The sequence below is a fragment of the Acinetobacter sp. YH16052 genome (genome assembly GCF_013417155.1).
Classification (GTDB): Bacteria; Pseudomonadota; Gammaproteobacteria; order Pseudomonadales; family Moraxellaceae; genus Acinetobacter.
On record NZ_VPEO01000012.1, the window covers coordinates 1 to 26,803 of the forward strand.

19 protein-coding genes are annotated in these 26,803 nt (G+C 45.6%); 9 read left to right on the forward strand and 10 right to left on the reverse strand.

Features of this window, described 5'->3' with window-relative positions:
- Positions 1–155, forward strand: a 155-nt coding sequence (locus tag FTV42_RS09575; RefSeq protein WP_180038395.1) for a 4Fe-4S dicluster domain-containing protein, incomplete at its 5' end; no start/stop codon positions are given.
- 41 nt (positions 156–196) lie between these two features.
- Here the strand turns inward: FTV42_RS09575 and FTV42_RS09580 are convergent.
- Complete coding sequence (locus tag FTV42_RS09580; RefSeq protein ID WP_004278562.1) at positions 197–715, reverse strand: hypothetical protein; 519 nt, start codon at positions 713–715, stop codon at positions 197–199.
- A gap of 103 nt (positions 716–818) precedes the next feature.
- Positions 819–1,076, reverse strand: a complete 258-nt coding sequence (tusA, locus tag FTV42_RS09585; RefSeq protein WP_180038602.1) for a sulfurtransferase TusA — start codon at positions 1,074–1,076, stop codon at positions 819–821.
- A 201-nt stretch (positions 1,077–1,277) separates the two neighbouring features.
- On the opposite strand from tusA, the gene FTV42_RS09590 reads away from it, so the two are divergent.
- Both FTV42_RS09590 and lnt read left to right on the forward strand, forming a co-directional pair.
- Entirely contained in the window at positions 1,278–2,117 is an 840-nt protein-coding gene (locus FTV42_RS09590; RefSeq protein ID WP_004278564.1) for an HlyC/CorC family transporter, read from the forward strand.
- Entirely contained in the window at positions 2,114–3,673 is a 1,560-nt protein-coding gene (lnt, locus tag FTV42_RS09595; RefSeq protein ID WP_180038603.1) for an apolipoprotein N-acyltransferase, read from the forward strand. The genes FTV42_RS09590 and lnt overlap by 4 nt, the downstream gene beginning before the upstream one ends.
- 153 nt (positions 3,674–3,826) lie before the next feature.
- On the opposite strand, the gene FTV42_RS09600 is transcribed toward lnt, so the two are convergent.
- The 3 genes from FTV42_RS09600 to gspF form a co-directional block, all read right to left on the reverse strand.
- Positions 3,827–4,162, reverse strand: a complete 336-nt coding sequence (locus FTV42_RS09600; protein ID WP_180038604.1) for a hypothetical protein — start codon at positions 4,160–4,162, stop codon at positions 3,827–3,829.
- A gap of 284 nt (positions 4,163–4,446) precedes the next feature.
- Positions 4,447–4,881 (reverse strand): type II secretion system major pseudopilin GspG, encoded by a 435-nt coding sequence (gspG, locus tag FTV42_RS09605; RefSeq protein WP_085064955.1) that lies wholly within the window; start codon positions 4,879–4,881, stop codon positions 4,447–4,449.
- A gap of 79 nt (positions 4,882–4,960) precedes the next feature.
- Positions 4,961–6,166, reverse strand: a complete 1,206-nt coding sequence (gspF, locus tag FTV42_RS09610; protein WP_180038605.1) for a type II secretion system inner membrane protein GspF — start codon at positions 6,164–6,166, stop codon at positions 4,961–4,963.
- 150 nt (positions 6,167–6,316) lie between these two features.
- Between gspF and FTV42_RS09615 the strand changes: the two genes are divergently transcribed.
- From FTV42_RS09615 to FTV42_RS09640, 6 genes are all read left to right on the forward strand, one after another.
- The gene (locus FTV42_RS09615) at positions 6,317–8,539 is read left to right on the forward strand and encodes a primosomal protein N' (protein WP_180038606.1); all 2,223 of its coding nucleotides are present in this window, start codon (positions 6,317–6,319) and stop codon (positions 8,537–8,539) included.
- Positions 8,540–8,614: 75 nt separating this feature from the next.
- Complete coding sequence (locus FTV42_RS09620; RefSeq protein WP_180038607.1) at positions 8,615–10,468, forward strand: cation:proton antiporter; 1,854 nt, start codon at positions 8,615–8,617, stop codon at positions 10,466–10,468.
- 50 nt (positions 10,469–10,518) lie between these two features.
- Positions 10,519–11,394 (forward strand): Hsp33 family molecular chaperone HslO, encoded by an 876-nt coding sequence (locus FTV42_RS09625; RefSeq protein ID WP_180038608.1) that lies wholly within the window; start codon positions 10,519–10,521, stop codon positions 11,392–11,394.
- A gap of 321 nt (positions 11,395–11,715) precedes the next feature.
- A complete protein-coding gene (locus FTV42_RS09630; protein ID WP_005102907.1) occupies positions 11,716–12,177 on the forward strand; it encodes a DUF2147 domain-containing protein in 462 nt (153 codons plus the stop codon).
- 484 nt (positions 12,178–12,661) lie between these two features.
- Positions 12,662–12,991, forward strand: coding sequence for a chaperone modulator CbpM (locus FTV42_RS09635; RefSeq protein ID WP_004278573.1), 330 nt, complete (start codon positions 12,662–12,664; stop codon positions 12,989–12,991).
- An 89-nt stretch (positions 12,992–13,080) separates the two neighbouring features.
- Positions 13,081–13,344, forward strand: a complete 264-nt coding sequence (locus FTV42_RS09640) for a YdcH family protein (protein ID WP_004729352.1) — start codon at positions 13,081–13,083, stop codon at positions 13,342–13,344.
- Positions 13,345–13,480: 136 nt separating this feature from the next.
- Here the strand turns inward: FTV42_RS09640 and pnp are convergent, their stop codons facing one another.
- From pnp to FTV42_RS09665, 5 genes are all read right to left on the reverse strand, one after another.
- Entirely contained in the window at positions 13,481–15,568 is a 2,088-nt protein-coding gene (pnp, locus tag FTV42_RS09645) for a polyribonucleotide nucleotidyltransferase (RefSeq protein WP_171058372.1), read from the reverse strand.
- A gap of 260 nt (positions 15,569–15,828) precedes the next feature.
- On the reverse strand, positions 15,829–16,098 hold the full coding sequence (gene rpsO / locus FTV42_RS09650; protein WP_004278577.1) for a 30S ribosomal protein S15: 270 nt from the start codon (positions 16,096–16,098) through the stop codon (positions 15,829–15,831).
- Positions 16,099–16,992: 894 nt separating this feature from the next.
- A complete protein-coding gene (gene recD / locus FTV42_RS09655) occupies positions 16,993–18,774 on the reverse strand; it encodes an exodeoxyribonuclease V subunit alpha (RefSeq protein WP_180038609.1) in 1,782 nt (593 codons plus the stop codon).
- A gap of 71 nt (positions 18,775–18,845) precedes the next feature.
- The gene (locus FTV42_RS09660) at positions 18,846–22,970 is read right to left on the reverse strand and encodes a UvrD-helicase domain-containing protein (protein WP_180038610.1); all 4,125 of its coding nucleotides are present in this window, start codon (positions 22,968–22,970) and stop codon (positions 18,846–18,848) included.
- A gap of 4 nt (positions 22,971–22,974) precedes the next feature.
- Positions 22,975–26,679 (reverse strand): exodeoxyribonuclease V subunit gamma, encoded by a 3,705-nt coding sequence (locus tag FTV42_RS09665; protein ID WP_180038611.1) that lies wholly within the window; start codon positions 26,677–26,679, stop codon positions 22,975–22,977.
- Positions 26,680–26,803 lie beyond the last annotated feature (124 nt).

A 26,803-nucleotide genomic window follows, 5' to 3' on the forward strand; every position in this document is an offset into this window, starting at 1 on the left:
ATGAGATCATGGAAAATAATGACGGTTCCAAGCGTTTCCAGATCAATGCAGCCAACTGTGTACACTGCAAGACCTGTGACATCAAGGATCCGTCCCAGAACATCACCTGGGTGACACCGGAAGGTGGCGGTGGTCCGAACTATCCAAATATGTAATCTCTCATATGAGATAAAAATAAACCCGCTTTAAAGCGGGTTTATTTTTTACAATGTCTTTCATACGAAGACCTAAATTTTAAAGCTACTAAGTGTCTAGTAGGTCCAACTGATACATATGTATCTTCAATATTATTAAATAAAGTCGCAAAAAGTGCTCCTTTAAAAGTCTCTTTTTGATCAAAAAAATAATACTTCGATGCTATATGATCAACTCTCTCTAAAATCATCGAACGTTTGATTGAAGATTTATCACTTACAAATTCTTTAGCATGAAAATCTAAAAAATCCATTCCATCTTTATAAAAAATCTTAGCATTGTCTCTATCATCTAAAATATCAGCCACTACAGAGCAATATAAATATTCAATTCCTTGTAGAGCTTTCCATTCATTTTCAGAGGGCAAAAAAATCATTAAATCTATATCTCTAAAAATACGATTTTCTATATTATCTAAATCTCGAATATTCTCAGATACTGCATAAACTTCTTCAGCTCGGGCAGTAACATTAACAAGTAAAAGGAAAAATATTCCTATTAAGTATTTTAATTTTTCCATTATTAATAATTTTCAACTTTTCAAAATTATAGCATTTACCATACTTTATTTTTTTAATTAAACTAAGATGCATAACTTTAAAGTTATGCATTTTTTTCATTTATTAGCCTTTCTTCACTAAATAATGAAATTCTTTATTACCATTTTCATCCAGACGTTCTTCCTGCAATAGCAACTTATGCCCCAAATGCATACAGAATTTTGGAATATCCCACGACGTTGAATTATCCGTGGCAAACACCTCAACCACATCACCTGCCTTGGATTTACGGATCGCCTGATGCAACATCATCACTGGCTCAGGACAACGCAAACCTCGGGTATTCAATTGCAGACTTGGAATAATTTCAGTTGGGGACATCGATAGACTCAGGATGGAAAGACTGCCATATTTTAGCATAAAGCTGCGATTACATTGCTGCTTTGCATACATGGCCAGTTTTAAAATCAGCGCTGACTCACGCGATCAAGACTGCGCATCATATTTACAATAGACAAGCGTATTTTCTGCGGTATGATAAAACCACGTTTTTTTAGATATTAAGAGTCTTCAGGAAAAATCATGCACGAGGAATCAGGCCCGTCGTGGGGTATGCGCGGCTTACGCAAATGGCTGGGAACTGCACCCGAAACTCGCGACGAACTGCTAAAATTAGTACAAGATTCACGTCGATTTTTAGAACCCGATACTGTTGCCATGCTTGAGGGCGTTCTTGACCTCCCGGCAACCAAAATTCGTGAAGTCATGACGCCTCGCACGTCCATGATCAGCTTACAGGAAGATGACCAACTGCTGGATATCCTGCATGTGCTGGTCGAGTCTGCGCATTCACGTTTTCCGGTATTTTCATCCGATCAGACCGACAATGTAGTCGGCATTCTATTGGCCAAGGATTTATTGCCTTTTCTAACTGAACCGACGGCCAAAGTCGATATTCGCGCGCTTATGCGTCAGCCTTTATTTGTTCCAGAAAGTGCCCGCTCCGATCAGGTGCTGCGCATGTTAAAGAATACCCAGACGCATATTGCGGTGGTGATTGATGAATACGGTACGACTTCGGGTCTGGTGACACTGGAAGATATTCTGGAAGAAATTGTCGGTGAAATTGAAGATGAACATGACAATGCTGACGAAGAAGCATACTACATTGTTCCGGACAATGATCCGACTACGGCCAATACCTGGGTGGTACAAGCGCTGACCCCAATTGAGTATTTCAATAATATGCTGGATGCGACTTTCCCTGATGATGAAGTGGAAACCATGGGCGGCTTGTTATTACAGGAAATTGGTCTGGTGAGTGATCTTGAAGGTCAGACCATTGAACTGGAAAACTGGCAATTTACCATTCTTGAGGCAGATTCACGCTCTATTCATCTAATTCGAGCCGTGCGCCAATGAGAGCGTATTTCGATAAGCTGTTGAGTTCGTCTCAACAACAAAAAACCTTGCCGCTGATCTATCCTGTTTTAATTGCCTTATTTGCAGGTGCCATCTTTAGTTTGGCACTGGCTCCCTATCATTACTGGTGGCTGGCCATTCTGTCTCCGGCACTGCTCTATGCCTGCCTGCGCGGACGTACTGCAAAACAGGCTTTTGGCATTGGCTGGGCTTACGGGATTGGCTTGTGGTTTGTCGGCGCATTCTGGCTGTATACCTCAATTCATGTCTATGGCGATACCAGTGCATTTCTCAGCGTCGTGATGATCCTGATTATGGCGCTGGTGATGGGTCTGTTTAGTGCCGTTCAAACGTTTGTCTATCGCCGCTTTTTCCCGGAAACACCTTTAACCTTTGCCCCGCTCTGGGTGCTGTTTGAATGGTCCAAGACTTGGGTCTTTACCGGTTTCCCGTGGCTATTTGCTGGCTATGCCTTTACCGAACGCTACTTGGATGCTTATGCGCCTTTATTCGGGGTGTTCGGGGTGTCTTTCGTGGTGATCATTCTGGCCTGTGCACTGGTTGAAATTCTGAATAGACGCCTGTTCTGGGCTATTCCTTCGGCAGTTTTATTACTCGGTGCCTGGGGCGCAGCACAGCTGACGTTTGTTGAGCAAAAAAATCAAAAGCCTTTAACGGTTTCCCTGATTCAGGGCAATATTCCGCAAGACTTGAAATGGCTAACTGAATATCAGGTGAAGACCTTATTGATTTATGCCAATTTGAGTAAAACCGAATGGGGCCGTGATCTGATCGTCTGGCCGGAATCTTCGATTCCCATGTTCCAGACTGATATTGAAGCCTTTCTGGAGGCCATGAAAGTACAAGCCGAAAAATCAGGCACTGCATGGGTGACCGGCATTCCATATTGGGATTTAGCCGAATCGCAGACTGCGGGCTATCCAAAATATTACAATAGTATTATGGCCAGTGGCAATGAATCCGATGGCCTATACAAGAAGCAACGACTGGTTCCCTTTGGTGAATATATTCCCTTATCAGGCTGGTTGAGCTGGGTATTGCCAGGTCTGCAGAATGATCCATCCATGAGCGGTTTTACCCGGGGTGCAGACCATCAGCAACCATTGAATGTGAAAAATCATCCATTGGGTTCTGCAATTTGCTATGAAGTGGCCTACCCGAATTTGACCCGTCGCAATGCCAGCCAAAGTGATTTTCTGGTGACCGTGTCTAATGATGCCTGGTTTACCGGCACGGCAGGACCATTACAGCATCTGCAAATGGTGCAAATGCGTGCTAAAGAAAATGGCCGCTGGTTTATTCGCGCCACCAATACCGGTGTAACCGCCTTTATTGACCACAATGGCCACATCGTGAAAAAAGCCCCGGTGGATCAGGAAGCGGTATTACGTGGTGAACTTCCAGCCATGCAGGGCGAAACGCTGTATATGAAACTCAGTGATTGGCCAGTGATGATCTTCTCAGTTCTGCTTTTGCTTATTGGATGGCGCTTCCGTCCACGTAAAGTGGATGTCAGCTTTAAGTCAAGAAGATAATTTCTTCAAGTCCCTCTTTTACAAAGAGGGATTTAGGGGATTCCTGAATATAGCACCTTATCAATCCCTCCTAAGCTCCCTTTACTAAAGGGAGGAACACTCAAGGTAATAAAAAACCGAGGTCAATGCCTCGGTTTTTTATCTCTTTAAAACTTAAAACTGTATAGCCAGATAACACAACATACTGGCAAGAGACAGCATTGGTACATGACGATAGAGCTTAACCAGTGTCTGCTCAAATGCTGAACCTTGTTCGGCTTGAATGCGGATTACACTCGCGTTTAATGCTGACCAGAAACACAGGGCCAATAAACTGCTCATCAAGCTGATAGCAAAGAAAGCCACCATAATCTGGCTGCTGCCTTCGGTGCTCTGCCATAAATGGACGATTCCCTGACTGATCGGCAGCATGCTTAAAACCAGAAGAACAGATTTCAGCATCGACCAATGAAATTGATTGATTTCATCTCCCAAGATAAATGCTTTCATGTGCTTCTCCGTTGGCGAGTCAAGTGCCATTCAGAGCATTATGAGCTTTTTTAAATAAATAGAAAGTGTATGTTTATTCATATTTTACGAGAATTGTAATAGATAAATATGGGAATAATTCTTATTATAACTCGCATATCAATTTTATTATTTCATTATTATAAATATCATTAACTTACATTATATTTAATAATTAAGAGTTATTATCACTTCACTTCGTATTGAAATAGCCTATTAAGTGAAGTGATATATGCCATCTATCGAGAATTTATAATGATTCTCAATTAAGGCTGATAATAAATATCGGCATCTGTTCCTTCACCACCCGATTGACCATCTGCACCAAATGAATACAGATCGAAGTTGCGACCATCGGTACCCGGAATCACATATTGCAGTTCATTATCCCAGCTGTCTTTTGGAAAACCGCCTTTGACATAGCCGCCCGGCACCCAGTTTTTTGCAGTCGCTGGCTGATTCACCAGTGCATCCAGACCACCTTCCTGCATACTTGGATACTTGCCATTGTCCAGCTTGTATTGATCCAGTGAACCTGCAATGCTCTGCAACTTGATCACGGTGGTATCTACTTTGGCCTTTTCACCGCGTCCCATCACGTTCGGAACGATCAGCGCAGCAAGCACACCAAGAATAACAATCACCACCATGACTTCGATTAACGTAAAGCCCGTCTGTTTATTTAATTGATTCCTTTTCATTCAATCTCTCTCATTTATTTGCATCATTCAGAATTTCCACTTGAATCTTGATCACAGCAAAATTCTAAGCGGTTTCTGTTTAAATCATATTATTCATATTCACAATTGGCAGCATGACCGCAATCACAATCATCAGAACGATACTGGCCATCAGTACCAGCATTAAAGGTTCCAACAAGGCCAGTAAAGTTGAAATCAGGGTAGTCACTTCGCGATCCTGCATCTGTGAAGCACGTTCCAGCATACGGTCCAGTTCACCGGATGCTTCACCACTTTTGATCATTTGTACCATCATCGGGGGGAAATAACCACTGCGTTCCAGTTGGGTTGCCAGGTTGCCACCTTCAGTGACTTTTTCCGCTGCCAGATTGACAGAATCCCGGATCACCCAGTTGTTACTGACTGCAGCACCAATGCGCAGCGCATCGACCAGCGGCACGCCAGACTGGGTCAAAATGGATAAAGTACTGGCAAAACGTGCGGCATTAATTCCGCGTGACAATTTGCCGAATAAAGGTAATTTTAAGGTCAGACGGTCAAAGGCATAATGCCCGGCGGTAGTTCTTAAAAATCGGATTAATAAGAAAATCCCTAAAGCACCACCGATCAATAAAAATGGCCAGGCAATGCGGATAAAATCGCTGGCTTTCATCAAGGCCACGGTAATCCAGGGCAAGGCGTCTTTACTCTGATCAAAAGTCTTGACGATATCCGGCACCACATAGGTCATCAGCCCCATCACAATCGCAAAGGACATCAGCATCAGAATAATCGGATAGATCATTGCACCTTGAATTTTTTTCTGCATGGCAAACCGGTTTTCGGTATAGTCAGCCAACTGATCCAGAATCAGGTCCAGATGTCCGGAACGTTCACCGGCAGCAATTGTGGCAATATACAGTTCAGGAAAACGTCCGGATTGCTGCAGGCCCTGCGCCAGACTATGCCCTTCCAGCACTTTTGAGCGCACTGACATCAGCAGGTTTTGTACATGTACTTTTTCGCTTTGCTTGCCAACAGCACGGATGGCTTCTTCCAATGGAATCGCGGCGGCGACTAGCACGGACAGCTGCCGGGTCATGAGAGCCAGATCATAGGCGGTAATACTTTTTTCAAACCATTTTCGACGATGCTGCTGGTCTTTTTTTTCAACAGGATCAACAGAGACAGGAATAAGTGCTTTATCCCGTAATTGTTGCCGGATCTGACGTGCAGAATCCCCCTCCAGCACGCCTTTTTGCTGCTTTCCTGAAGCATCAAGCGCAATAAACTGATATGCAGGCATTGTAATGCTCTAATTTTCCAAAATTTTGCTCAACGCTGTTGCGTCAGACCACCGAAATCATTCATATTCTTTGATATAAATTATCTACTCACTCTAACATAATCGAACTTTAAGCACGACGAAATTTCTTCAGGATCTCCACCCCAAGATATGCAAAATTCCCACACCGATTTAAGTCCAATTTATCGCGTACGCGTTGCTGTACCTGTGCATGTATTTGATTGTTTTGATTACACGATGAGTGCAGAACAATTTAAACAGGCGCAGATTGGCGCACGTGTAATGGTGTCATTTGGACGTCAGAATCTGGTCGGGGTGATTATCGAAAAACTGTCCGCAGACACTCCTCTCGATCCGCGCTTTAAACTTAAGGCAGTGACCGAACTACTTGATGAACGTGCCATTATAGATAGCAAAGTTTTAAGTTTGTTGACATGGTCAGCGCAGTATTATCAGTTCCCGATCGGTGAAGTCGTCCACAGTGCCCTGCCAACTCTCCTGCGTCAGGGTAAGCCTTATAACCTGCTAGCTCGTACCTGGAAATTGCTGGACCCTGATGCCGAGGCCAAAGTACGCCGTTCGGACAAGCAGCAGGAAGCCTACCGGATTTTAAAACTGCATCCGGTCGGGACCACTGAAAATGTGCTGAATATGGCCGGGATTGAAACTGTGACCTTAAAAGCACTGGAGAAAAAAGAGATTTGTGCCTGTGTGCTGGAGCCACAAGATTTCAGTCCACAGCCGATGCAATTGGCACAGATGCCGCTAACGGCCAATCCTGAACAAAAATATGCAGTCAAACAGGTATTAAAATTTCGCAATCAATATCAGGCTTTTTTACTGGATGGTCTGACCGGCAGCGGTAAAACTGAAGTGTATTTGCAGATCATGGAGCAGGTACTAAAACAGGGCAAACAGGTGCTGGTGCTGGTACCGGAAATTGGCCTGACACCGCAAACCATCAGCCGTTTTCAGTCCCGTTTTCATTGCCATATTGCGTTGCTGCATTCCGGGCTGAATGATTCCAAACGGCTACAAGCCTGGCAGTCGGCGGAAACCGGCAAAGCCTCAATCGTACTCGGTACACGTTCTGCCATTTATACCCCGATGCCGAATCTGGGCCTGATCATTCTGGATGAAGAACATGACCTGTCCTTTAAACAGCAGGAAGGCTTCCGCTATCATGCCCGCGATGTCGCCCTGTACCGCGGCCATTTACAGCAATGTCCGGTAATCTTAGGGTCAGCCACACCAAGCATTGACAGTTATGCGCTGGTGCAACATGGCAAGATGCAGGCACTGGAGCTGAACCAGCGTGCCGGCACGGCCTTGATGCCCAAAATCCATATTCTGGATTTAAAAGTTGCGCAAAAAAAGCATGGGATTAGCCTGCAATTGATTCAGGACATCAAAAAGCGCCTGGAGAAAAAAGAACAGGTGCTGATTTTTTTAAACCGCCGTGGCTATGCCCCCGTCCTGCTGTGTGGCAGCTGTGGCTGGCAGGCGAAATGTCCGCACTGTGATGCCAACTTCACTGTACACCGCCAGCCTTATCAGCATCTACATTGCCATCACTGCGGTACTATTCACCGTATGCCGGAACACTGCCCACAATGTCAGCATCAGGAACTGATTACACTGGGTATGGGCACCGGCAAAGTCGAAGAGCATCTGAATGAGCTCTTTCCGGATTTTGAGGTGATTCGGGTCGATCGCGATTCCACCAGTCGGGTCGGCAGCTGGCAAAAAATTTATGACAAGATTCAGAAAAGCGAACCGGCGATTCTACTCGGCACCCAGATGCTGGCCAAGGGGCATCATTTTCCTTATGTGACGCTGGTGGCGATTCTGGATATCGATTCCGGTCTGCTCAGTGTGGATTTCCGTGCTACTGAACGGACTGCACAACTGATCGTGCAGGTTGCAGGACGTGCCGGACGTGGTGAACACAAAGGCGATGTCTATTTGCAAACGCTCAGGCCTGATCATGTCCTACTAAATACGCTGGTGAATGAAAATTATCGCGTGTTTGCCCAGCAAACCTTAAAAGAACGGCAGATCGCCCAGATACCGCCCTATCGTTATGCCATCCTGATTCGCTGTGAATCCAAGGATCAGGCACAAAATACCGAATTCTTACAGAAACATGCAGCACTCCTCAGGCAATATCCTGATCTGGCGCTGGACATCTGGGGACCAATTCCTGCGCCAATGGAACGTAAGGCCGGACGCTATCAGTCGCATATGGTGCTATTGTCAGCGGATCGTCCACGTTTGCATTACTATGTGCGCAGCTGGTGGCAAAACATGCTGCAGGACAAACCTTCTAGCATGAAGCTCACGCTAGACATCGACCCTCAGGAACTGAGCTAAAAGATATTGCGCCTGAGGATCGGTCTGGAATACAAGACTCCCAGTCTGGATCAAGAATAAATTTAGGGCAGGAAAATGTCGATACTGTTACAAATAACACTGGTTCTGGTCATTGCACTGTTGATGGTGCCACTGAGTAAAAGGCTCAGAGTGCCAAGTGTGTTGGGCTATCTGTTAACAGGGATCATCTTAAGTCCAAGCCTTTTGCATCTGATTCAGACACCCGAAGTTTTAAACAGCTTCATGCAAGTCAGCCTGATGGCATTGTTGTTCTGGATCGGCCTGCAACTCAGACCGCAACGCATTGTCCAGATCAATCCATCCCTGTGGATGATGGCTGCTTTACAGGTACTAATCAGCACCCTGATTTTCACGCTCATGGCTTGGGTTTTCCTTCAGCAAAACCTACTCGCAAGCATTGTAATTGGACTCGCCGGCAGTTTGTCTGCCATGACTCTGGTGATTCAACATCTCAATCATCAGGAACAGTTCGTCACCAGCTATGGTCAGCAAGCCTATTCCATTCTGCTGGTTCATGCCCTGTTGGCCATTCTGGTGATTGCAGCCATTCCCTTATTTGCCGGGATTCGCTCGACCGAACACGGCGTGGCCTACTTTGCTGCCCTCATCGCGACGTTGAGCGGTCTGTTCCTGTGTAATCGTTACCTGATGCAACCGTTGTATCGCTGGATTGCCAAAAGTGGCAGTCACGAATTACATGCGATTGTGGCGATTGCGGTGACCTTGGCACTGTTGGTACTGATGAATACCCTCGGACTGAATCTATTTCTCGGTGCCTTGTTTGCCGGAATTTTACTGGCAGATTCAGATTTCCGGCCAGCGGTAGAAAGCACGATTCGGCCTTTTCAGGGCCTGTTGATGGGCTTGGCATTTATCAGTCTAGGCATGTCACTGCACTTAGCTGATCTGCTAAATTTTCCCTGGATGATTCTGGGCGGCACCCTCACTTTAATCTTGGGCAAGTTTGCAATCAGTCTAGCATTGGCGCGTTATCATCAAAATAGCTGGCGCAATAGCACCTTGTTAGCAACCAGTCTGGCGCAAGGCAGCGAATTTGCCTTACTGGCACTGGTAATTGCCGTTTCCGACCAGATTATTGCGGCTGATCTGCTCTCTCCCTTGCTGTGGATGGTGAGTTTGTCCTTGCTGCTGACCCCCGCATTTTATTGGTTATTGCACAGTCAGATCTTACCGCGTCTGGATCGCCACAATCATCTGGCAGCGACTATTGAAACTGATATTAATCCTCAAGCCCATACACCAATCCTGCTGATTGGCTTTGGCCGCTTCGGACAGATTATTGCCCGGATTTTACTGCAACAGCAGCATGCATTTAGTGTCATGGATAGCACTGTGCCAGCCACTGGACTTCTGGCACAGTACGACATCCCTTTCTATCAGGCAGATGCGACAGAGCCTGCAGCCTTGATACAGACCGGCATTGCCACAGCGCAACAGGTGATTGTAGCGATTGACGATATTGAAGACTCGATGCTGATCGTGCGGTATCTGCGGCTGAATTATCCTGAAACCTGTTTATGGGTCCGCGCCCGTGATCGACATCATGTGCATTTATTGCAGGATTTGGGCGTGAAACATATCTGGCGTGAAACTTATCTTTCCGCCTTGGAACTCAGTCAAGCCTTATTAACCCAGCTCAATCCTGACCCGGAAGAAAGCCTGCAACAGATTCAAAACTTCCGTGAACAGGATGAAAAGTTGCTCAATAGTCAATATCATCTGGATCCGGATGAACATCCAAATTATGAAAATCAGCGCAGCAGTTTGGCTGAACTGGAGCATCTGTTTACCCAGGATCAACGCCATAAAGTGCAAAAACAGGCTACACCGCAGCAACAGGATACAAACGGCGCAGGAATTGATACGTTAAGAGATGAACTGTCCTAACTTGTGTTTTACAATAATGACACCATTAAAGCAGGGTTATGGAGAATTTTATGTCTGATTTACGCCAACGCTTTTTTATTGAAGATAGCCCTGTTCGTGGTGAAGTGGTGCATCTTGAAGAAGCTTTACAAACCATTTTAGCGCAACGTGACTATGCGCCTGCAGTTAAAATCCTGCTAGGTGAAATGCTTAGTGCCACTGCACTGCTGGCCAGTACATTGAAGATTAAAGGGCGTATCAGCCTGCAAATTCAGGCATCGGGCACATTTAAATGGGCTATGGCTGAATGTAACCATTTGGGTGAAGTTCGCGCTCTGGCTGACTATGAAGAAGATCCGCACTTTCTGGTCGGTGAAGACAGTAGTACAGTGTTGAAATCACTCACCTCTCCGGTTCTATTCATCAATATCGAACCAGAATTTGGTGAGCGTTATCAGGGGATTGTACCCCTTGATAAAGAAAATCTGGCGTGCTGTCTGATGCAGTATTATGACCTGTCTGCACAGATTCCGACGCGTATTGTACTGGCAAGTGACCATCAGCGTGCAGGTGGTTTACTGATTCAGTTATTACCACGTAATAGTGAAGAAGAACAACGCCGGGTAGATGAAGATCTATGGCCACGTCTGACCATGCTCACAGAGACTCTAAAAACTGAAGAGTTAGTCGGTTTGCAAGCCACTGATATTCTGTACCGTTTATATAACGAAGAAGAAGTGCGTCTGCCAGATACGGAAGTGTTGAAGTTTGGTTGTACCTGCTCTAAAGAGCGTTGTGCAGTCGCTTTACAGCAAATCGGAATAGAGTCGATCCGTGAAACGCTGGAATTCCAGAATCCGATCGAGATGGACTGTCAGTTCTGTAATAGCCAATATACTTTTACTGCTGAAGAAGCCTTGGGCCTATTTGGTAAACACCTGAGCTAAGCAGTTCGAATCCTTAAGTTTAAAAGCATTCCCAGGAATGCTTTTTTTATGTTTTAAAATCTAGGTGACTGAGCTCAACAAAGCGTATTCCCCTACAGTAGAAAACCTGTCTACCTCCTGAATCAAACTCTCCTGTAAATCCAATCTAAGAATCCCTTTTAAATTATAAAATTATTCACACTAACAAAACCTGAATATTCATCATTTTCAAAAAATTATGAGAAAGACCGCACAGTTCATACTCTTGATTTAATTATGCTTTTAAAATAAATTAGAGCAATAATTCTAAAATGAATACATCATCAATTTAACAGGTATGTTATGAGAAAATTATTGAATACTCTACTAATGGGGATAAGTTTGGCCGCAGTCTCTAGCCTGGCCTTTGCCTATGAAGATCCGTTATTGGGTAAATGGAAAACCATCGATGATCAATCGGGTTATTCTCGTGCGGATGTGGAAATTCGCAAGAAAGCAGATGGTAGTTATGAAGGGGTAATTGTCGAAACACGCAGCTTGCCTGGCGCAGAAAAAATGGGGATCTGTCATAAATGTCCAGGTCAGCTCAAGAACAAGCCTTTTCTAGGCCTGCCATTTATCTGGGATTTTAAGGCAGATCCGAAAAAGCCGCGTGAATACCATGATGGCAAAGTACTTGATCCGATCAGTGGCAAAGTTTATAAAGGCAAAGCACGCTTAAGTGCTAATGGTAAACGTCTGACCTTGCGTGGTTATGTGGGGGTATCGGTAATTGGTCGCAGTGTTACTTGGGTAAAATATTAATTTCAGAAAGATTTTCAAAGCCCCTATATCAGGGGCTTTTTTCTTTGTCATGATTTGAAACAATAAGGTACAAATAAAAACTGTTTTGGAGCAGGCAAAGTCATAATAATGGATCGAAGACGGTTATTTTTTATCCACTTATGATGATCAATCTTCAGCCTCGTTCAATTTTGCCCTCTGGTCTGCTTTGCAGCCCTGATATGGCGCCCTCTATTCAACACAGGAAAGTGATTGAATACGCTTTGTCGATAACACATAAAATTATAAAAACAACTTCAGCTTTAACCTTCTTTGCCTCGCATGCTGCTGATAGATATCCGGTCAGACCGACTGATCCATCAACTACTGGCACATCCCGACTCTTCACTCATGATCATTTGAGTCATCACTCTGAGTCTGCATGTCCAAGGATTGGAAAGCGTTCTATTTTAGCACCTTCCCTTTATCCGGATTTTGCACACTTGGCTGTTTAAGGAGTAGACCCATGACTACGATTCAGTACCAAGAAAGTTTTTCCCACGGTTATACCCCCTCAGAAATTATGGACGATCGTTCATTTGACTTGATCCACTTTGCAGAAGCCTGTGGACAAAGCCCGGAATGGGTCATGCAGTTAATTGAACATGGAATTTTACCAAATCGTTCTACAACCCCGACCAGCACTTTCCTCGGTGAAGATATCTCGCGTGCACAACGCGCCTATCGCCTGCAACGCGATTTTGATGCCTCATTTAGCGCCGTTGCCATGATGCTGGACCTCATTGATGAAGTGCAGGAGTTACGCCGCGAGGTCAAACATTTGCACTTCAAGTAAATCCTTTTCATGTTCTGTCGATCTGCATTTTTCAGTGCAGATCAGAACATATTTATATTTAATTTTATGATTAGAGTATAAGAATCCCTATGAAAACCAAAGATTGCAATAAGAAAATCAAATACATGTTTCCCGAATACCGCGACTTGATTGTGCAACTTCGCGAGGAAAATCCCTATTTTGCCAAGTTATTCGAGGAACATAACGAGTTGGACAAAGAAATTAGCCAGCTTGAACTTGATCCAGTCAATCATATCAACAATGATATTGAGGCGATCAAGCGTAAAAAACTGAAATTAAAAGATGAAATTTACCGTCTATTAAAAAGCTCTGAAGCGGATCCCTTGACCTGAGATCAACTGGACACCACTTTTAGACATATGCTGAAGCATAAAAAAGCCCTGAACCAGCCAAAGTAAATACTTTGACCAAGCTCAGGGCTTTTTTATTGTTATTCACATGAGTTTTCCCATGTGAATAGTTTAAGAATTAAACTTGTTCGATGTCTTTCATCGTCAATTTGATACGACCACGGTTATCAACATCCGCAACCTGTACTTTCACTTCCTGACCTTCTTTCAATACATCTGCCACGTTCGCAATGCGTTCGTTTGAGATTTGAGAGATGTGAAGCAAGCCATCAGTACCTGGAAGAATATTTACGAATGCACCGAATTCAACGATACGGATCACTTTACCTACGTAGATTGTACCTGGCTCGATTTCAGCAGTCAGTGCCTGAATCTTAGCAACTGCAGCTTGCGCAGCCGCTTTAGTTTCACCAAATACGCGAACTGTACCGTTATCTTCGATATCGATCGCCGCTTTAGTTTCTTCAGTAATCGCACGAATGGTCGCGCCGCCTTTACCGATCACATCACGGATTTTATCCGGGTTGATGTTGATCACCTGGAATGTCGGTGCGTGCATCGAAATTTCAGGACGCGCACGTGAAATCACCTGGTTCATCTCATTCAAGATGTGCATACGACCCGCATAAGCCTGGTTCAATGCAGATTCCATGATCTCTTCAGTGATGCCTTCGATCTTGATGTCCATTTGTAGCGCAGTAATACCATTTGCAGAACCAGCTACTTTAAAGTCCATGTCGCCCAAGTGATCTTCATCACCCAAGATGTCAGAAAGAACTGCGAAACGCTCGCCTTCTTTCACTAGACCCATCGCAATACCTGCAACTGGTGCTTTAAGTGGAACACCAGCATCCATCAATGATAATGAAGCACCACATACAGACGCCATTGAAGATGAACCGTTAGATTCAGTGATGTCAGATACGATACGGATCACGTATGGGAAGCGGTCAGCCGCAGGAAGTACAGCTTGAACACCACGACGTGCCAGACGACCGTGACCGATTTCACGACGCTTAGGACCAGATTCACGACCCGTTTCACCTACAGAGTATGCAGGGAAGTTGTAGTGCAACATGAAGTTGTCAGTTTTGGTACCTGCAAGAGTATCAACCATCAACGCATCACGTGTATTACCCAAAGTCGTTGTGACCAAGGCTTGAGTTTCACCACGTGTGAACAATGCAGAACCATGAGCACGATCTAGAACGCCTACTTGTACGTCGATTGCACGAACAGTTTTGGTATCACGACCATCAATACGTGGCTTACCAGACAGGATGTTGTCACGTACGGTACGGTATTTAAGGTCTTCGAACAGCTCATTTACTTCTTCTGCAATGCCAGTTTCGTCATTTTCAGGAACGAACTGTGCAACTGCTTCTGCATAAAGCGCGTCAAGTGCCGCATAACGGTCTTGTTTCACTGCAATCGTGTAAGCTTCAGAGATTTTCGCTTCGAATGCTTCTTTCAATTTACCAAGAAGTTCTTCGTTTTTAACTGGAGCAACCCAAGTTGACTCAACCGCGCCTGCAGCTGCAGCAAATTCTTTGATCGCCTGGATCGCAATTTGCATTTCGTCATGACCGAACAATACAGCGCCCAGCATTTGGTCTTCTGAAAGTTCTTTCGCTTCAGATTCAACCATCAATACTGCAGTTTCAGTACCCGCAACAACAAGATCAAGATCAGACTCTTTAAGTTGTTCAAGGTTTGGGTTCAGGATGTATTCACCGTTGATTAAACCAACGCGCGCGCCACCAATCGGACCACGGAAAGGTGTACCAGCAATAGACAATGCAGCTGAAGTACCCAACATTGCAGCAATGTCAGCATCCATTGTCTTATCAGAAGAAATAACAGTGGCTGTTACTTGAATTTCGTTGAAGTAACCTTCTGGGAACAACGGACGAATTGGACGGTCAATCAGACGTGAAATCAAAGTTTCAGCTTCAGACTGACGGCCTTCACGCTTGCCATAACCACCCGGGATACGACCAGCAGCATATTGCTTTTCTTGGTAGTTAACAGTCAATGGGAAGAAATCTTGACCTGCTTTTGCTTTAGGCTGTGCCACAACAGCAACAAGTACTTGTACGCCGCCCATTGTAATTACAACAGTGTTTGCCTGACGGGCAACACGACCTGTTTCCAGGATAACGTTGTGCTGACCGAATTGGAATTCTTTACGAATAATATTAAACATTGACATGTTTTATTTTTTCCTAGTTCTTGTGAACAATTATTCTAGTGGAGACCCCTAAGGTTTGGCATTCATGACCATATGGACGAGTAAATGACAAAGCTTAGAAGCCGACCTCACCAGATTAAATACTATTTTTAAACACAAAGAAGGAGCGAAACATTCGCTCCTTCCACTAACTTAGCGCAAAGCTAAGCCGACTTTAGTTTTCAGTAATACAGCACAAAGCATGCAATACACCCGAAAATAAAGTTTAAATCGAATTAACGACGTAAACCTAAAGCACCGATCAATGCTACATAACGACCGTGGTCTTTACCGTTAAGGTAGTCAAGTAGCTTACGACGTTGGTTAACCATACGGATTAGACCGCGACGGCTATGGTGGTCGTGTTTATGCTCTTTAAAGTGACCTTGTAAATCATTGATTTGAGCAGTTAAAAGAGCTACTTGAACTTCTGGTGAACCAGTGTCGTTTTCAGCGCGAGCGAATTTAGCCATGATCTCTGCGCGATCTGCGTTAGTTAAAGCCATTCGATTTCTCCGAGATGCTTGTATATTTTGATAAAAATCAAAGTGATGAGAATTCAAAACCTTGACTGCCGTGCATCACTACAGCAAGTTGCATATTTTAAGGGAAAACGCATCAAATTGCAAAAATAGATCCAGATTTTTGCATGGTTTTGGTTGCTCATTGATGCAGTTCAGATCCGATGACTCTTGTTCCTTAAAGATTCAGGTTTTGCATTATTTTAATGAAATAAATCCAGAATAAATTAAATATAGAAACTCCTTTGAAAAGCCCGCAAACCCTTTAGCTCGCTTGAATCTTCAGCTACTCCCCATAGAAAATGGATAAAAAAAAGCCCGAGTAAACTCGGGCTTTTTGGCGCTGTAGTTCTTTCTCTTATCATTATTATTTATTGTATTATTATGGCGTTTTACGCTTATTATTATTTTCAAACATCCTGTTGAAAAATCATCTTCCTTGTGTGGTAGATTTTGCCATATTCCCACCAGACAACTAGAGGTATTTGCCTCATTTTGCTGTAAGCCATTTCGTACATCACAAGGTGAAAATTTGCATAATGTTACACAGCTCCTGTTTTATTTAACGCTATTTACTTAAGTTTACTGGCTAGAGCTGAAAATTTTTGCTAAGAAATTAAGGTAAAAATCCAGCAAGCTTCCTATAAAAAAATCAGGATATAAAAAAGCCTTGTAGTCTCTCCCAAAACTACAAGGCTTAGCGGCTGTAAGTTTCCTCTTTCACTTACTTCACTGTAAGTTCGCTGTCTACCGACATTATTATTATCATTATGCGATTATGCTCAACTTTCCGTGTTGAGTTATTTTGTAGAACCAATCTTCTCAAAAACCGAGCAAAAGCTCTATGCGTCAATTTCCTGAATCCTTGTAAGCTTTTACCTACAAGATTTGATTATTTTTGCCAATTAAATTACTAGATTGTTCAATGATTTTTTGGCTCAAACCACTTTTCCGGGTAGTTTTAACACAAAGTGCTTGTGTAAAAGCATCATAATCTACCAATAAACTGACCACTTTTTTGGCTCGAGTAATTGCAGTATAAATCAACTCTTTGCTCAATAAATTTTTTGCATATTGATCCAGCACCACTGCCGTATGGGAAAATTCTGAACCTTGAGATTTATGAATGGTCAGCGCAAAAGCGGTTTCAATACTTTTAGGTAAACGGGTGGCTAATACCCATTTTTCCAGACTCGGGAAATACACTTCAAACTGACGTTGACCAGATTGCTCACGTAAAAAACAGATACCAATATCACCATTGGACAGGCCCAACTGATAGTCGTTATAGCTCATCATGACGGGTCGTCCGACATACCAGTCGCCCTGTTTCAACTGACCTTGGGCTGCTAAAAAACGTTGTTCAATCTGTAGATTGATCTTGAGCAGCCCCAGATCACCAGAACGGATTGCCGTTAAAATACGGTAATCATCAAAAGTTTTGACCACCTGTTGCACATAGTGTTCAAAATCAGCTGAGTTTCGTTCTGTTTTTATGGCCTGTACATAAGCCTGATAACCATACATCAGCTGGTCATAATACTGATTCAAATTATGCGCGGTCTGTTCGGCACCAGCGAGCAGGTATTGTAACTGCAACTGGTCGATCTTCACCTGATCCAAATCGATCGCCTGTAACTCACTGGCTGCCACAATCTGCTGCTCAAATTTCTGCAAGACGTGAGAAGGCTGATGATTCTGCTGGATAAACTCCGCCATTGCGCCAATCCTGGCTCCAGGCGCAAAACGCCGCGTGGTGATTAAATTGACCCGGTTATCTTCCAGAGTCGCTACTTGCTGTAAATCTGCCAATACCGTTCCCACATCCACAGAGGCCAGCTGATCTGCATCACCGAGTAAAATCAGCCGTGCATGAGACGGTACGGAGGCCAGTAACATCTGTGACAGGTTTAAATCCAGCATCGAGGCTTCGTCGACCACGATCACATCATAAGGCAGAGGCTGCTTGGCATGAAAGCGTGGCTGTCCGCGAGTGCCCAGACCCAATAAGCGATGCAGGGTGACCGGTTGTAACTGTTTTAATTGTTCTAGCTCAAACTGTTGTAACGCTTCACTGTGCAAGGCTTTTTGCAGTGCTTCTTTCATGCGCTGTGCGGCCTTTCCGGTAGGTGCTGCCATGGCAATCCGGATATTTGGCAAGGCTTCATGCAGGACCGCAATCATATGCGCCAAGGTATAGGTTTTACCGGTACCCGGACCGCCGCTAATAATATTCAGCGCCTGCCGCGCAACCATTTCCAGTGCCAATTTTTGCTGTGGATCTGACAATAAATTGCGATCACGTTCGGATAAATCAATAGCGGCAACCGGTTGGGCTTTAATCCGAGCAATATGTGAGGCTACTGCCTGTTCCAGTTGCCAATAGCGGTACAGATATAAATGCTGATCTGCACAAATAAATGGTGCAATTCCTGTACTTTGCTGACGGCGATCTAGAACCAGATTATGTAATAGGGCAACCTGCTGAGGATCAACTTCGATACAGCTATCCCCTGCCTGTATCGCCTCAAGCAGTTGCTGAATCAAGAATTTTGCTGCCGGATCAAATGTAGCCGTACTAAACGGCGGCTGACACAGATAGTCAATCCAGGCCATTAAATTGGAGTCTTGCTGCGACACGTGATTCTGCTCATTTTCCACACAGTTATCCTCAAAGTTATCCACAGGATAATTTTCTGTTTAATCTCTATATATTTTATAAAACTGCAAAATCATGCTGATTTTTTCTGCTCAAAATAGCCCAGTATTTGATCCAGTTTTTCTATGAATTCCAGGCTCGGTTGCCAATGATAAGCCCCTTGCTGGACCTGTCCATTCATCCCGCGCAAATACAAATAGGTTGCGCCGCCCAGATGCTGTGTGATCGAATAACCCTGCATATTGGCACTCAGATAACGATGCAGCGCCACCAGATACAAAGCGGCCTGCAACCAGTAACTGGACTGGCTCATATTCTGCTGAATCGCCTCAGCACTATAGTGCTGCTGATCAGGGCCGAGGAAGTTACTTTTATAATCGGCAATATGGTAGCGCTGGCCATCGAAATACACCAGATCGATGGAACCGGTCAGGTATCGCGCCGATTTGGCCTCATTAAAATCGCTCATGACTATGTCATGTCCGAGAAAAAGCTGATGGATTTGCCGAATCTGCAAAGGGGCATCGGTCAAGGACAGATAAAAAGGAAATTCTGACAGATACTGTTTAGCCTCCAGCTGCGCCAAAGCAAAATCTACCTGAATCAGAGTGGCCAGAATGTCATGTACCCAGTCATGCATCAGGTTCAGCAAAATATCTTCTGTAATCTCGTCCAACAAGCCATCAAAAGCAGTCTGGAAAATACTGTCCACATTCAGCGATTCAGTGCTTGCAGAGCGTGTGAGCTGGGCCACTTCCTGTTCAAAAAACTGGATAAAGGAGTCATCCTCCAGCCCATCGAAATACACCTGAAACTGACCTAAAAATTCCAGCAGACCGGAACGATCGAGCTGTTGTGCCGAGTGAAACAGCTGCTGCCATTGCTGGCGATAAGCTTTGCTTTGGTCATGCAGGCGAATTCCGGTCAATAACTTATAGTTCAGGCTGGACAATACGCGCTGCATACTATGACGCAATTCCTCGGCTTTGAAATCTGCCTGAGCTGTGGCCTGAAACAGGGTTCGCAGATTCACTACAGCGGCCTGATAATGCAGGGAAAAAGCCTGTTCTAGTACACTACGTATATGAAAAGCCTGTTCAAATTTTTCTTTCAGTTCCTGCCAGATTTGTGGTGCGGTATTTTTAAAACGGCGCCGGATTTCCAGATTCCAGTAACTGCTGTCCTGAAAATCGATATGTTCAAAAATGCTGTGCAAGAATGTTCCGGCTACGGTGCCTTTAGGAAAATTCAGCCTAATCCAGTCTAGGGGCACGGCTGCTGGCTGTTCTTCCAGACTGGTAAAATGAATTTCATCAGCGGCGCTATCGGGCTGTTCAGAAGCCGTGACCAGATCGTCCTGCAAGATATGTCTATGTAGCTGATGCTGTGACAAAGCCGTAAAACTGGTTTTGGTTCGCGGATAAAACTGCCGCTCTGGCAAAGGTTGCGCCCGCATGTCGATCTGATGATGGTTCGACTGCTCGACTAGGCGCGGTGGTTCCTGAGACAGAGGCTGCTCGACCAGACTTAAAGCATGTTGAAACAGTTGATCTCCCTGACCACGCCAGAAGGCCAGCCCGGAATCGGACTGTGCGTTCTGGTCCTGCAGCATGGCATATACCCGGTGACTGGCACGGGTCAGCGCCACATACCAGAGCCGGTGGTCTTCGGCAGCATTACGCGCTGCATTCTGCAGAATCGCCTGCTCATGTAAATTCTTGTGATTGACTGCAATCACCCGGGATTGTTCCAGAATGTTGTCCTGTTCAGGCGCAGACAGGGAAAAATTCAGGTTGCCTTTATTCACATCAAAAGCAGCATCTGCTCCCAATAAAAACACCACTTTAAATTCCAGCCCTTTAGAGGCATGAATGGTCATCAGCTGCACCCCATGACCCCCGGACAGCTTGCGTTCTTTTTCGCTGTCCTTGCCTGAAGGTGACTGAAGCTGGCGCAAATACCAGTGATAGAGTTTTTGCGCCCCCTGATAATATTCACTCTGCTGGCTCAGCATCTCAGTCAGATGGCGCAGATTGACCACCACCCGCTCATTGTCCAGGCTTTGACTGGCCACCAGATTGGTCCAGACCTGAAACAGATTCAGTGCATAATTCCATGCGCTCAAAAAGCCTTTCTCAAACCACATTTCCCGAATTACATCCAGATCCGCAATATAGCGACTGAGGCCTTCACTCTGCTCCTGTAATTCGATCAGTTTTTTCAGATTGAAGCCCAATAGACGAGTCAGCAAGGCGCGTTTGACCTTGGCTTCATTGAAAGGATCCATGATCGCCGTCAATACTGCCGCAACATCCTGAGCGATTGGACTGGCAAACACGCTCTGTTTGGACTCTTTATAGCAGGGAATGCCCATACGCTGCAGACGCTGCTTCACCTGTTCCAGAGCAAAATGCCCAAATCCCAACACGGCAATATCATCTGCGCTCAGGCTTTGCTGATGCTCTTGCTGCTGAAAGTACAGTTGCTGCTGGGCAGACTGATTCAGCAATGCACGGATTTTCCAAGCCACCTGATCTGCTTCTACATCCGATTCACCCAGCTGAATCCAGCGTAATGGCTGCGGGTTACATCCCCCACTATCGATGAGATCCGGATGCGGACGACTGCCCGCCTGAATCAGGGTATACTGCACCTGTTCGCCAAAATCCATTTGCCGCTGGAACAGCGCATCAACCACTTCTACGAGTGGTTTGACTGAACGATGGTTCTGCATCAGGGTATATTCACGACCCTGCTTGTGACGTACGTCAGCGTGTGCCTTGTTATACGTCAGCATGTCGCCGCCACGGAAACCGTAAATTGCCTGTTTCGGATCACCGACCATAATCATGCAGCCGGACTGCACCCGGTTGGCATCACGCCAGATCTTGGCCAGCAAATCATCCTGATCCTGATTGGTGTCCTGAAATTCATCGACCAGAATCAGCGGATAACGTGCCTGTACAAACTGGGCAAAACGCTGTCCCTGCTGGCCTTGCAATGCTTCCGCCAATGTACGAATTTGCTGGGAAAAAGTGGTTTCACCCTGCTGCTGCAAGGTTTGTGGCAAACGGGTCTGCACACTTTGAATAATATGAAATTCCAGATAGGTCGTAAGCTGTTGCAGCTGCTCATCCAGATACTGTTTGACCTCACACAGCGCATCAATTGCCACGATCAGACTATGTTGCAAAATCAGCTGATGCTCTGCATCCGGACAGCTTTTGTTAAAGACCTGAGTGGTCGGCTGGAAATCGGTTTTCTTGCGGCGCAAATGGCACAGATTCAGTAAAATCGGCTGCAATTCAGCATCAAAGAAACTCATGCCACCCTGATTTTTCAGGGCTGCGCTCCAGGTCATAAAGTTTTCACAAATTTCGGTTAACTTGGTCAAAAAACTCTTGTGAAAATACTTCGGACTTTCCTGACAATAACGCCGCATCACGGCAAGATCATGCTCCTGAATATTTAATAATTGGCTAATACAGGCTTCCAATTTGTTCAGGTCACATTCAGCCGGTTCGATCTTGCGAAAATGCTGCTTACTGAAATTCAGGGCATCACGCACCAGCCCGGTATAATGCTCCACCGGTTTCAGCAGATTCTGGACATACAGATGATTGACCATATATTGCGGCTGTTGCTGAATCCAGTCACGCAGCACATCATGAATCAGCTGCTGGATATACAGATCCTGATCTTCGGTCAGTTCTGCACGTTCAATCTTGCCACTTTCAAATGCAAATTCACGTAACAGTTTCTGGCTAAAGCTGTCCAGGGTGCCAACAAACAGTTCATCCAGCTGGTTCAGCACCAGACGTAAACGGCGACGGGCATAATCCAGCCGTGAACCATAATCTTTCAGTACCTGCTGAAATAAAGGATCGGTTTCATTCTGGATTTTTGCTGTGATTTCAACTGAATTGAGCTGCTGATGACGCTGGATATAAGCCAGCGTTTCCTCGACGCGAAGCCGTACCCGGTTTTTCAGTTCAGCCGTGGCCTTACGGGTAAATGTCGTCGCAATCACCTGATGCGGATAATACTGGTCCAGAAAAATCCGCACCATCAGACTGGATAGCGTATAGGTCTTGCCGGTGCCTGCCGAGGCTTCAATCCAGTGTAGGCCCCGAAACTTCATGTCTTGAATCGGATTAGTGGAAATGGCTTTTTGCATCTGCTGCTTTAAGAAAGTCATACGGCTATTTCACCCACTCCAGATGTTGATGAATCGGCGCATACAGGCCATGAGCAAAATCATGGCAGCAATTTTGCAAGGCCAGATCCGGATCCTGATCTTGCAAAATAAATTGCCAATCCTGATGCAGCAGACTGGATTCATCCGAAGCCAAAGGTTTGGCACTCTCATAGCTGTTGTTCCAGGCCTTTAGCAATTCGGGCATTTCCACAATAGTCATTTTGCCATGTTCATTCTCGGCCCACTGCCATTCTTTTTTCATCAGTAATTCTGCCGGCAAGACCAGCGGCTGCTGTTGACCAATTTTCCATGCCTTTAACCAGAGCTGCAAATACTCATGTGCCTTGCTCGAACTCAAGCCAGAAAACTTCAGGGTTTTATTACTGAAAATGACAATGCGCTCCAGTTCTGGAGAGCGTGCATCATCATTTAAGTAAGCCAGCCACAGCAGATACTCCAGCCAGATCTGGGCACGGCGTTTTTCCGAGGCCGAAGAGGATTGCATACTCAGCCAGTAGCTGCTGTTTGGAACCTGAGGCACGTTAATATGAATGATCAGTTCAGGACTGAACTGCCAGGATTGCTGGGTAACTGGCGTCAGTTCTTTACCCAACTGCAGCAAACGTTCTTGCAATAACTGCTGTTCCTGCTGGCTGCCCAGCCAGGTGGCTTGCTGAGTTTTGCCCACCGGCAAAAGGTCCAGCATCAGGTTCGGCTCAATCTCCTGCTCTTGTTGTAACAGGAAATCCCGTACCTGATACTGTTCCAGCTTGTTCAATAATAAGGGTTCCCGGGAACTCGGCAAATCGGCATAGCGAATCGTGGAAACTCCGACACTTTTCAGAAACAGACGTGCCGGGAAAATCATATCGCGGATCCATTCATCGCCTTTGAGTACCCGGATTTCTTTTTGTTCTAGTGCCGGATAATGTGCATTGATCCAGCTGCTGCGTTTGCCTTCGGCACTGCGGATATACTCTGCTACCGCAAACCACTGATCCTGATAACGTGGTGTCTGCATATCTGCGAATCCGGCCGGATCAAAAGGCTGCAAGGGATGCACATGATAAAGCTGCCGAATATGTTGAGCGACTGACAGACCATGAATATCCACCATCGGATCGATTTCGGCATCCGGCTGTTCAGACTGGCAGATCAGCGCGATATGCTGAACCAGTTCCTGCAAGGCAGTGGATGGATCGCGAGCCTCACCATCCTCCAGATCAAAGCCATTATAGAACAGCCATAGATTTTCCTGTGCCAGCAGCAAGGCATCCAGAAAAGCGCCCTGCTCGTCATCCAGACGGGAACGGTCACCGAGTTGCGGCTTCAGGCTGCGCATCAGGTCAAACGGAACCTGTTGATTACGGCTCGGAAATTTACCGCTATCCAGATTCAGCATCACCACCAGTTTATAAGGCAATGGCCGGATCTGGCCAATCTGGCTAAAGGTAATCTGCCCGGTCGGTTCGGCCTGATCCAGCTGCATCTCCAAGGTATTCTGAATTTCTTCCAGCACATAAGGCAGAGGCAAACTCAGTGCCACCAGTTCCTGACTGGCATGTGGATCATCCTGATCATGATAATCGGCCAGGGTCAGCATCCGCATTTGCTTGTCGATAATTTCGGCAACGGTTTTGAGCGATTCTACTCCAGCGTCACGAAATTCATTCAGATCGGCGCGCAGATATTCCAGCCAGGTTTTGACTGGCGTGCATTGTCCAGTTTCATGTAAAGTCAGCCAGTCACGGCGCTGTACCAGATCTTGATAAATCCGGATCAGGGTGGATATCAAGGGAAAATCACTGGTCAGAACCTTGGCATAACTCAAGGTGTCCTGAAACAGGGTATGTTCAGGAATCGCCAGACCCAACGCCAGACGGTCCAGGGCGAATTTAAAGCTAAACCGGTAATCCTCATCGCCTGCGCTGAGGCTTTGCTGTAAATGCTGCTGATCCAGTCCACGCTTGAAGCCAGCATCTGTCAGCAACTGCAACATCCGTTCTACCTGACTATAGTCCAGACCATAATACTGCTGGGTGGCATTCAGGCTGAGCCAGTCGGCAAAGTCCTCAATACTGAAACGGCGACGTACCCACTGAATCCGGCCCAGTACCGCGCGCCAGGCATTACTGACATCCAAACGCGATACTCCGGCAATCTGGATCGGTAAATACAGGTTATCTTTCTGCAGGCGTTTGCTACCAGTCTCGCGCTCACGCGGTGGCGGGGCAAAGACACTGCGAATTGCCGGTTCGAGTTCTTTCAGACTTGGCGTCAGCACCAGAATATCACTAGGCTGACGCGGCACGTCATTCGTATCTTGAGCCAGCCAGTGAATCAGCTGTTCTTTAAGGACTTCCAGCTGACGTAATGAAGAATGACAGACATGAATCTGTACCGAATCATCGTCAGGGCTTAAAGCATATTGATGCTGTTCAGGCTCGAGCAAATACAGGATATCTGACTGGATTTTGGCCAGCAGCCTGTCCTGATATTCATCGACAAAGACATCGGCCCAGAGACCCTCTTCCCCCGAAGACAGTTTAGAGAGTAGAGAAAAATGATCCCGTGCCTGCTTGCCGAATCGGGTCAGAAGCGGATGCCGCGATTCCCGGTCTTCGGCATTAAAGTTCAGCTGCTTGATCCTGAAGTCTTTTATTTCCGCATCATTCGGTTTACGTTGACGGGTTTTTTCAAAACGCTGAATAAAGCGCTCTTCCCGCTGCAAATCAAATCTGGCTTTCCAGTCAGGATCGACACTGTCCGCCCAGTATTCCTGCGAAGGGTTGAAGTGAAAAATATAGATATCAATGTACTGGCCCAGACGGCGTAAAAAATCCAGCTGGCTCGGTGGCAATTCTAACAGGCTAAACACCACAATCTGTGCCGGCAGTCGTTTCAGAGCTTGGGCCCGGGTCTCTGCATTTTCCAGCCGATCCCAATACAGGCGTTCAATCTCCAGGATTTTGGCATAGTCATCCTGAAATACATGCTGCCACAACCAGCGTTGCCAGGCTTCCAGTTCACGCGCCTGAATCTTGACAAAATCCGCCACCTGCATCTCATGGCCATTTTCATCTTTGGGGCTATAGATCATCTGTTCGATATCAAGCGCAATATCCTGTCCCCAGGCCTCGAGCCAGTTACTCGGACAACTGCAGTTGTTTGGAGGACAGTTACGCGCGCAATAACCGCGATAATCCATATAATGACTGAACAAACGTGACACCTGCTCCGCCACCCAGTATAGCATGCTCTGTTTTTTCAGCTGTTTTTCTGTGCCCTGTTCCAGCCGGTCGGCACTGTCATAAATCCGCTTCACAATGGAATACAGTGGATGATCGACATCTAAAGGAATCTGTTCAGGCAGAATGCATTTTCGCAGCGCCTGAAACACGCGCCATTTGATGATAATGCGCGGAATATTGGCTTCACGGACCTGCTCTACTTCTTTGGGAGCATTCAATACCCACTGATAAGAGGTCCATTGAAAGGCGCGAATCCGGTGATGAAACTGGGTATTGGCGCTAATGCCTTTTTTCTCGGCAATTTTCTGGGTCAGCCAAGTTTCTACAGCCGGAGATGGCACAATAAAATGCCGGGTTTGTAACACCTCAAATGGATTCCGGGCAGTCTGGTTGACAATACGCAGCATACTATCCAAAAGCACATCAATACGTTGACTCTGAATAACATGGATGGCCATTGGTTCCCCTGAACTGCTGAATGTGGTTCTTACTACAAAACGATAAAGATTATTTACTATACATCCCGAACGCGCTATGACACTTTAAAACCACACTTCAGTCGAAAAATTTCTTTGAAAAAAG

Bases quoted from the DNA above. Each gene is read 5' to 3' on its own strand.
- rpsO (WP_004278577.1), bottom strand. From the start codon at position 16,098: ATGGCTTTAACTAACGCAGATCGCGCAGAGATCATGGCTAAATTCGCT.
- FTV42_RS09640 (WP_004729352.1), top strand. From the start codon at position 13,081: ATGAAAACCAAAGATTGCAATAAGAAAATCAAATACATGTTTCCCGAA.
- FTV42_RS09600 (WP_180038604.1), bottom strand. From the start codon at position 4,162: ATGAAAGCATTTATCTTGGGAGATGAAATCAATCAATTTCATTGGTCG.
- lnt (WP_180038603.1), top strand. From the start codon at position 2,114: ATGAGAGCGTATTTCGATAAGCTGTTGAGTTCGTCTCAACAACAAAAA.
- FTV42_RS09580 (WP_004278562.1), bottom strand. From the start codon at position 715: ATGGAAAAATTAAAATACTTAATAGGAATATTTTTCCTTTTACTTGTT.
- tusA (WP_180038602.1), bottom strand. From the start codon at position 1,076: ATGTCCCCAACTGAAATTATTCCAAGTCTGCAATTGAATACCCGAGGT.
- FTV42_RS09665 (WP_180038611.1), bottom strand. From the start codon at position 26,679: ATGGCCATCCATGTTATTCAGAGTCAACGTATTGATGTGCTTTTGGAT.
- pnp (WP_171058372.1), bottom strand. From the start codon at position 15,568: ATGTTTAATATTATTCGTAAAGAATTCCAATTCGGTCAGCACAACGTT.
- gspF (WP_180038605.1), bottom strand. From the start codon at position 6,166: ATGCCTGCATATCAGTTTATTGCGCTTGATGCTTCAGGAAAGCAGCAA.
- FTV42_RS09590 (WP_004278564.1), top strand. From the start codon at position 1,278: ATGCACGAGGAATCAGGCCCGTCGTGGGGTATGCGCGGCTTACGCAAA.
- FTV42_RS09630 (WP_005102907.1), top strand. From the start codon at position 11,716: ATGAGAAAATTATTGAATACTCTACTAATGGGGATAAGTTTGGCCGCA.
- FTV42_RS09620 (WP_180038607.1), top strand. From the start codon at position 8,615: ATGTCGATACTGTTACAAATAACACTGGTTCTGGTCATTGCACTGTTG.
- gspG (WP_085064955.1), bottom strand. From the start codon at position 4,881: ATGAAAAGGAATCAATTAAATAAACAGACGGGCTTTACGTTAATCGAA.
- FTV42_RS09615 (WP_180038606.1), top strand. From the start codon at position 6,317: ATGCAAAATTCCCACACCGATTTAAGTCCAATTTATCGCGTACGCGTT.
- FTV42_RS09635 (WP_004278573.1), top strand. From the start codon at position 12,662: ATGACTACGATTCAGTACCAAGAAAGTTTTTCCCACGGTTATACCCCC.
- FTV42_RS09660 (WP_180038610.1), bottom strand. From the start codon at position 22,970: ATGACTTTCTTAAAGCAGCAGATGCAAAAAGCCATTTCCACTAATCCG.
- FTV42_RS09625 (WP_180038608.1), top strand. From the start codon at position 10,519: ATGTCTGATTTACGCCAACGCTTTTTTATTGAAGATAGCCCTGTTCGT.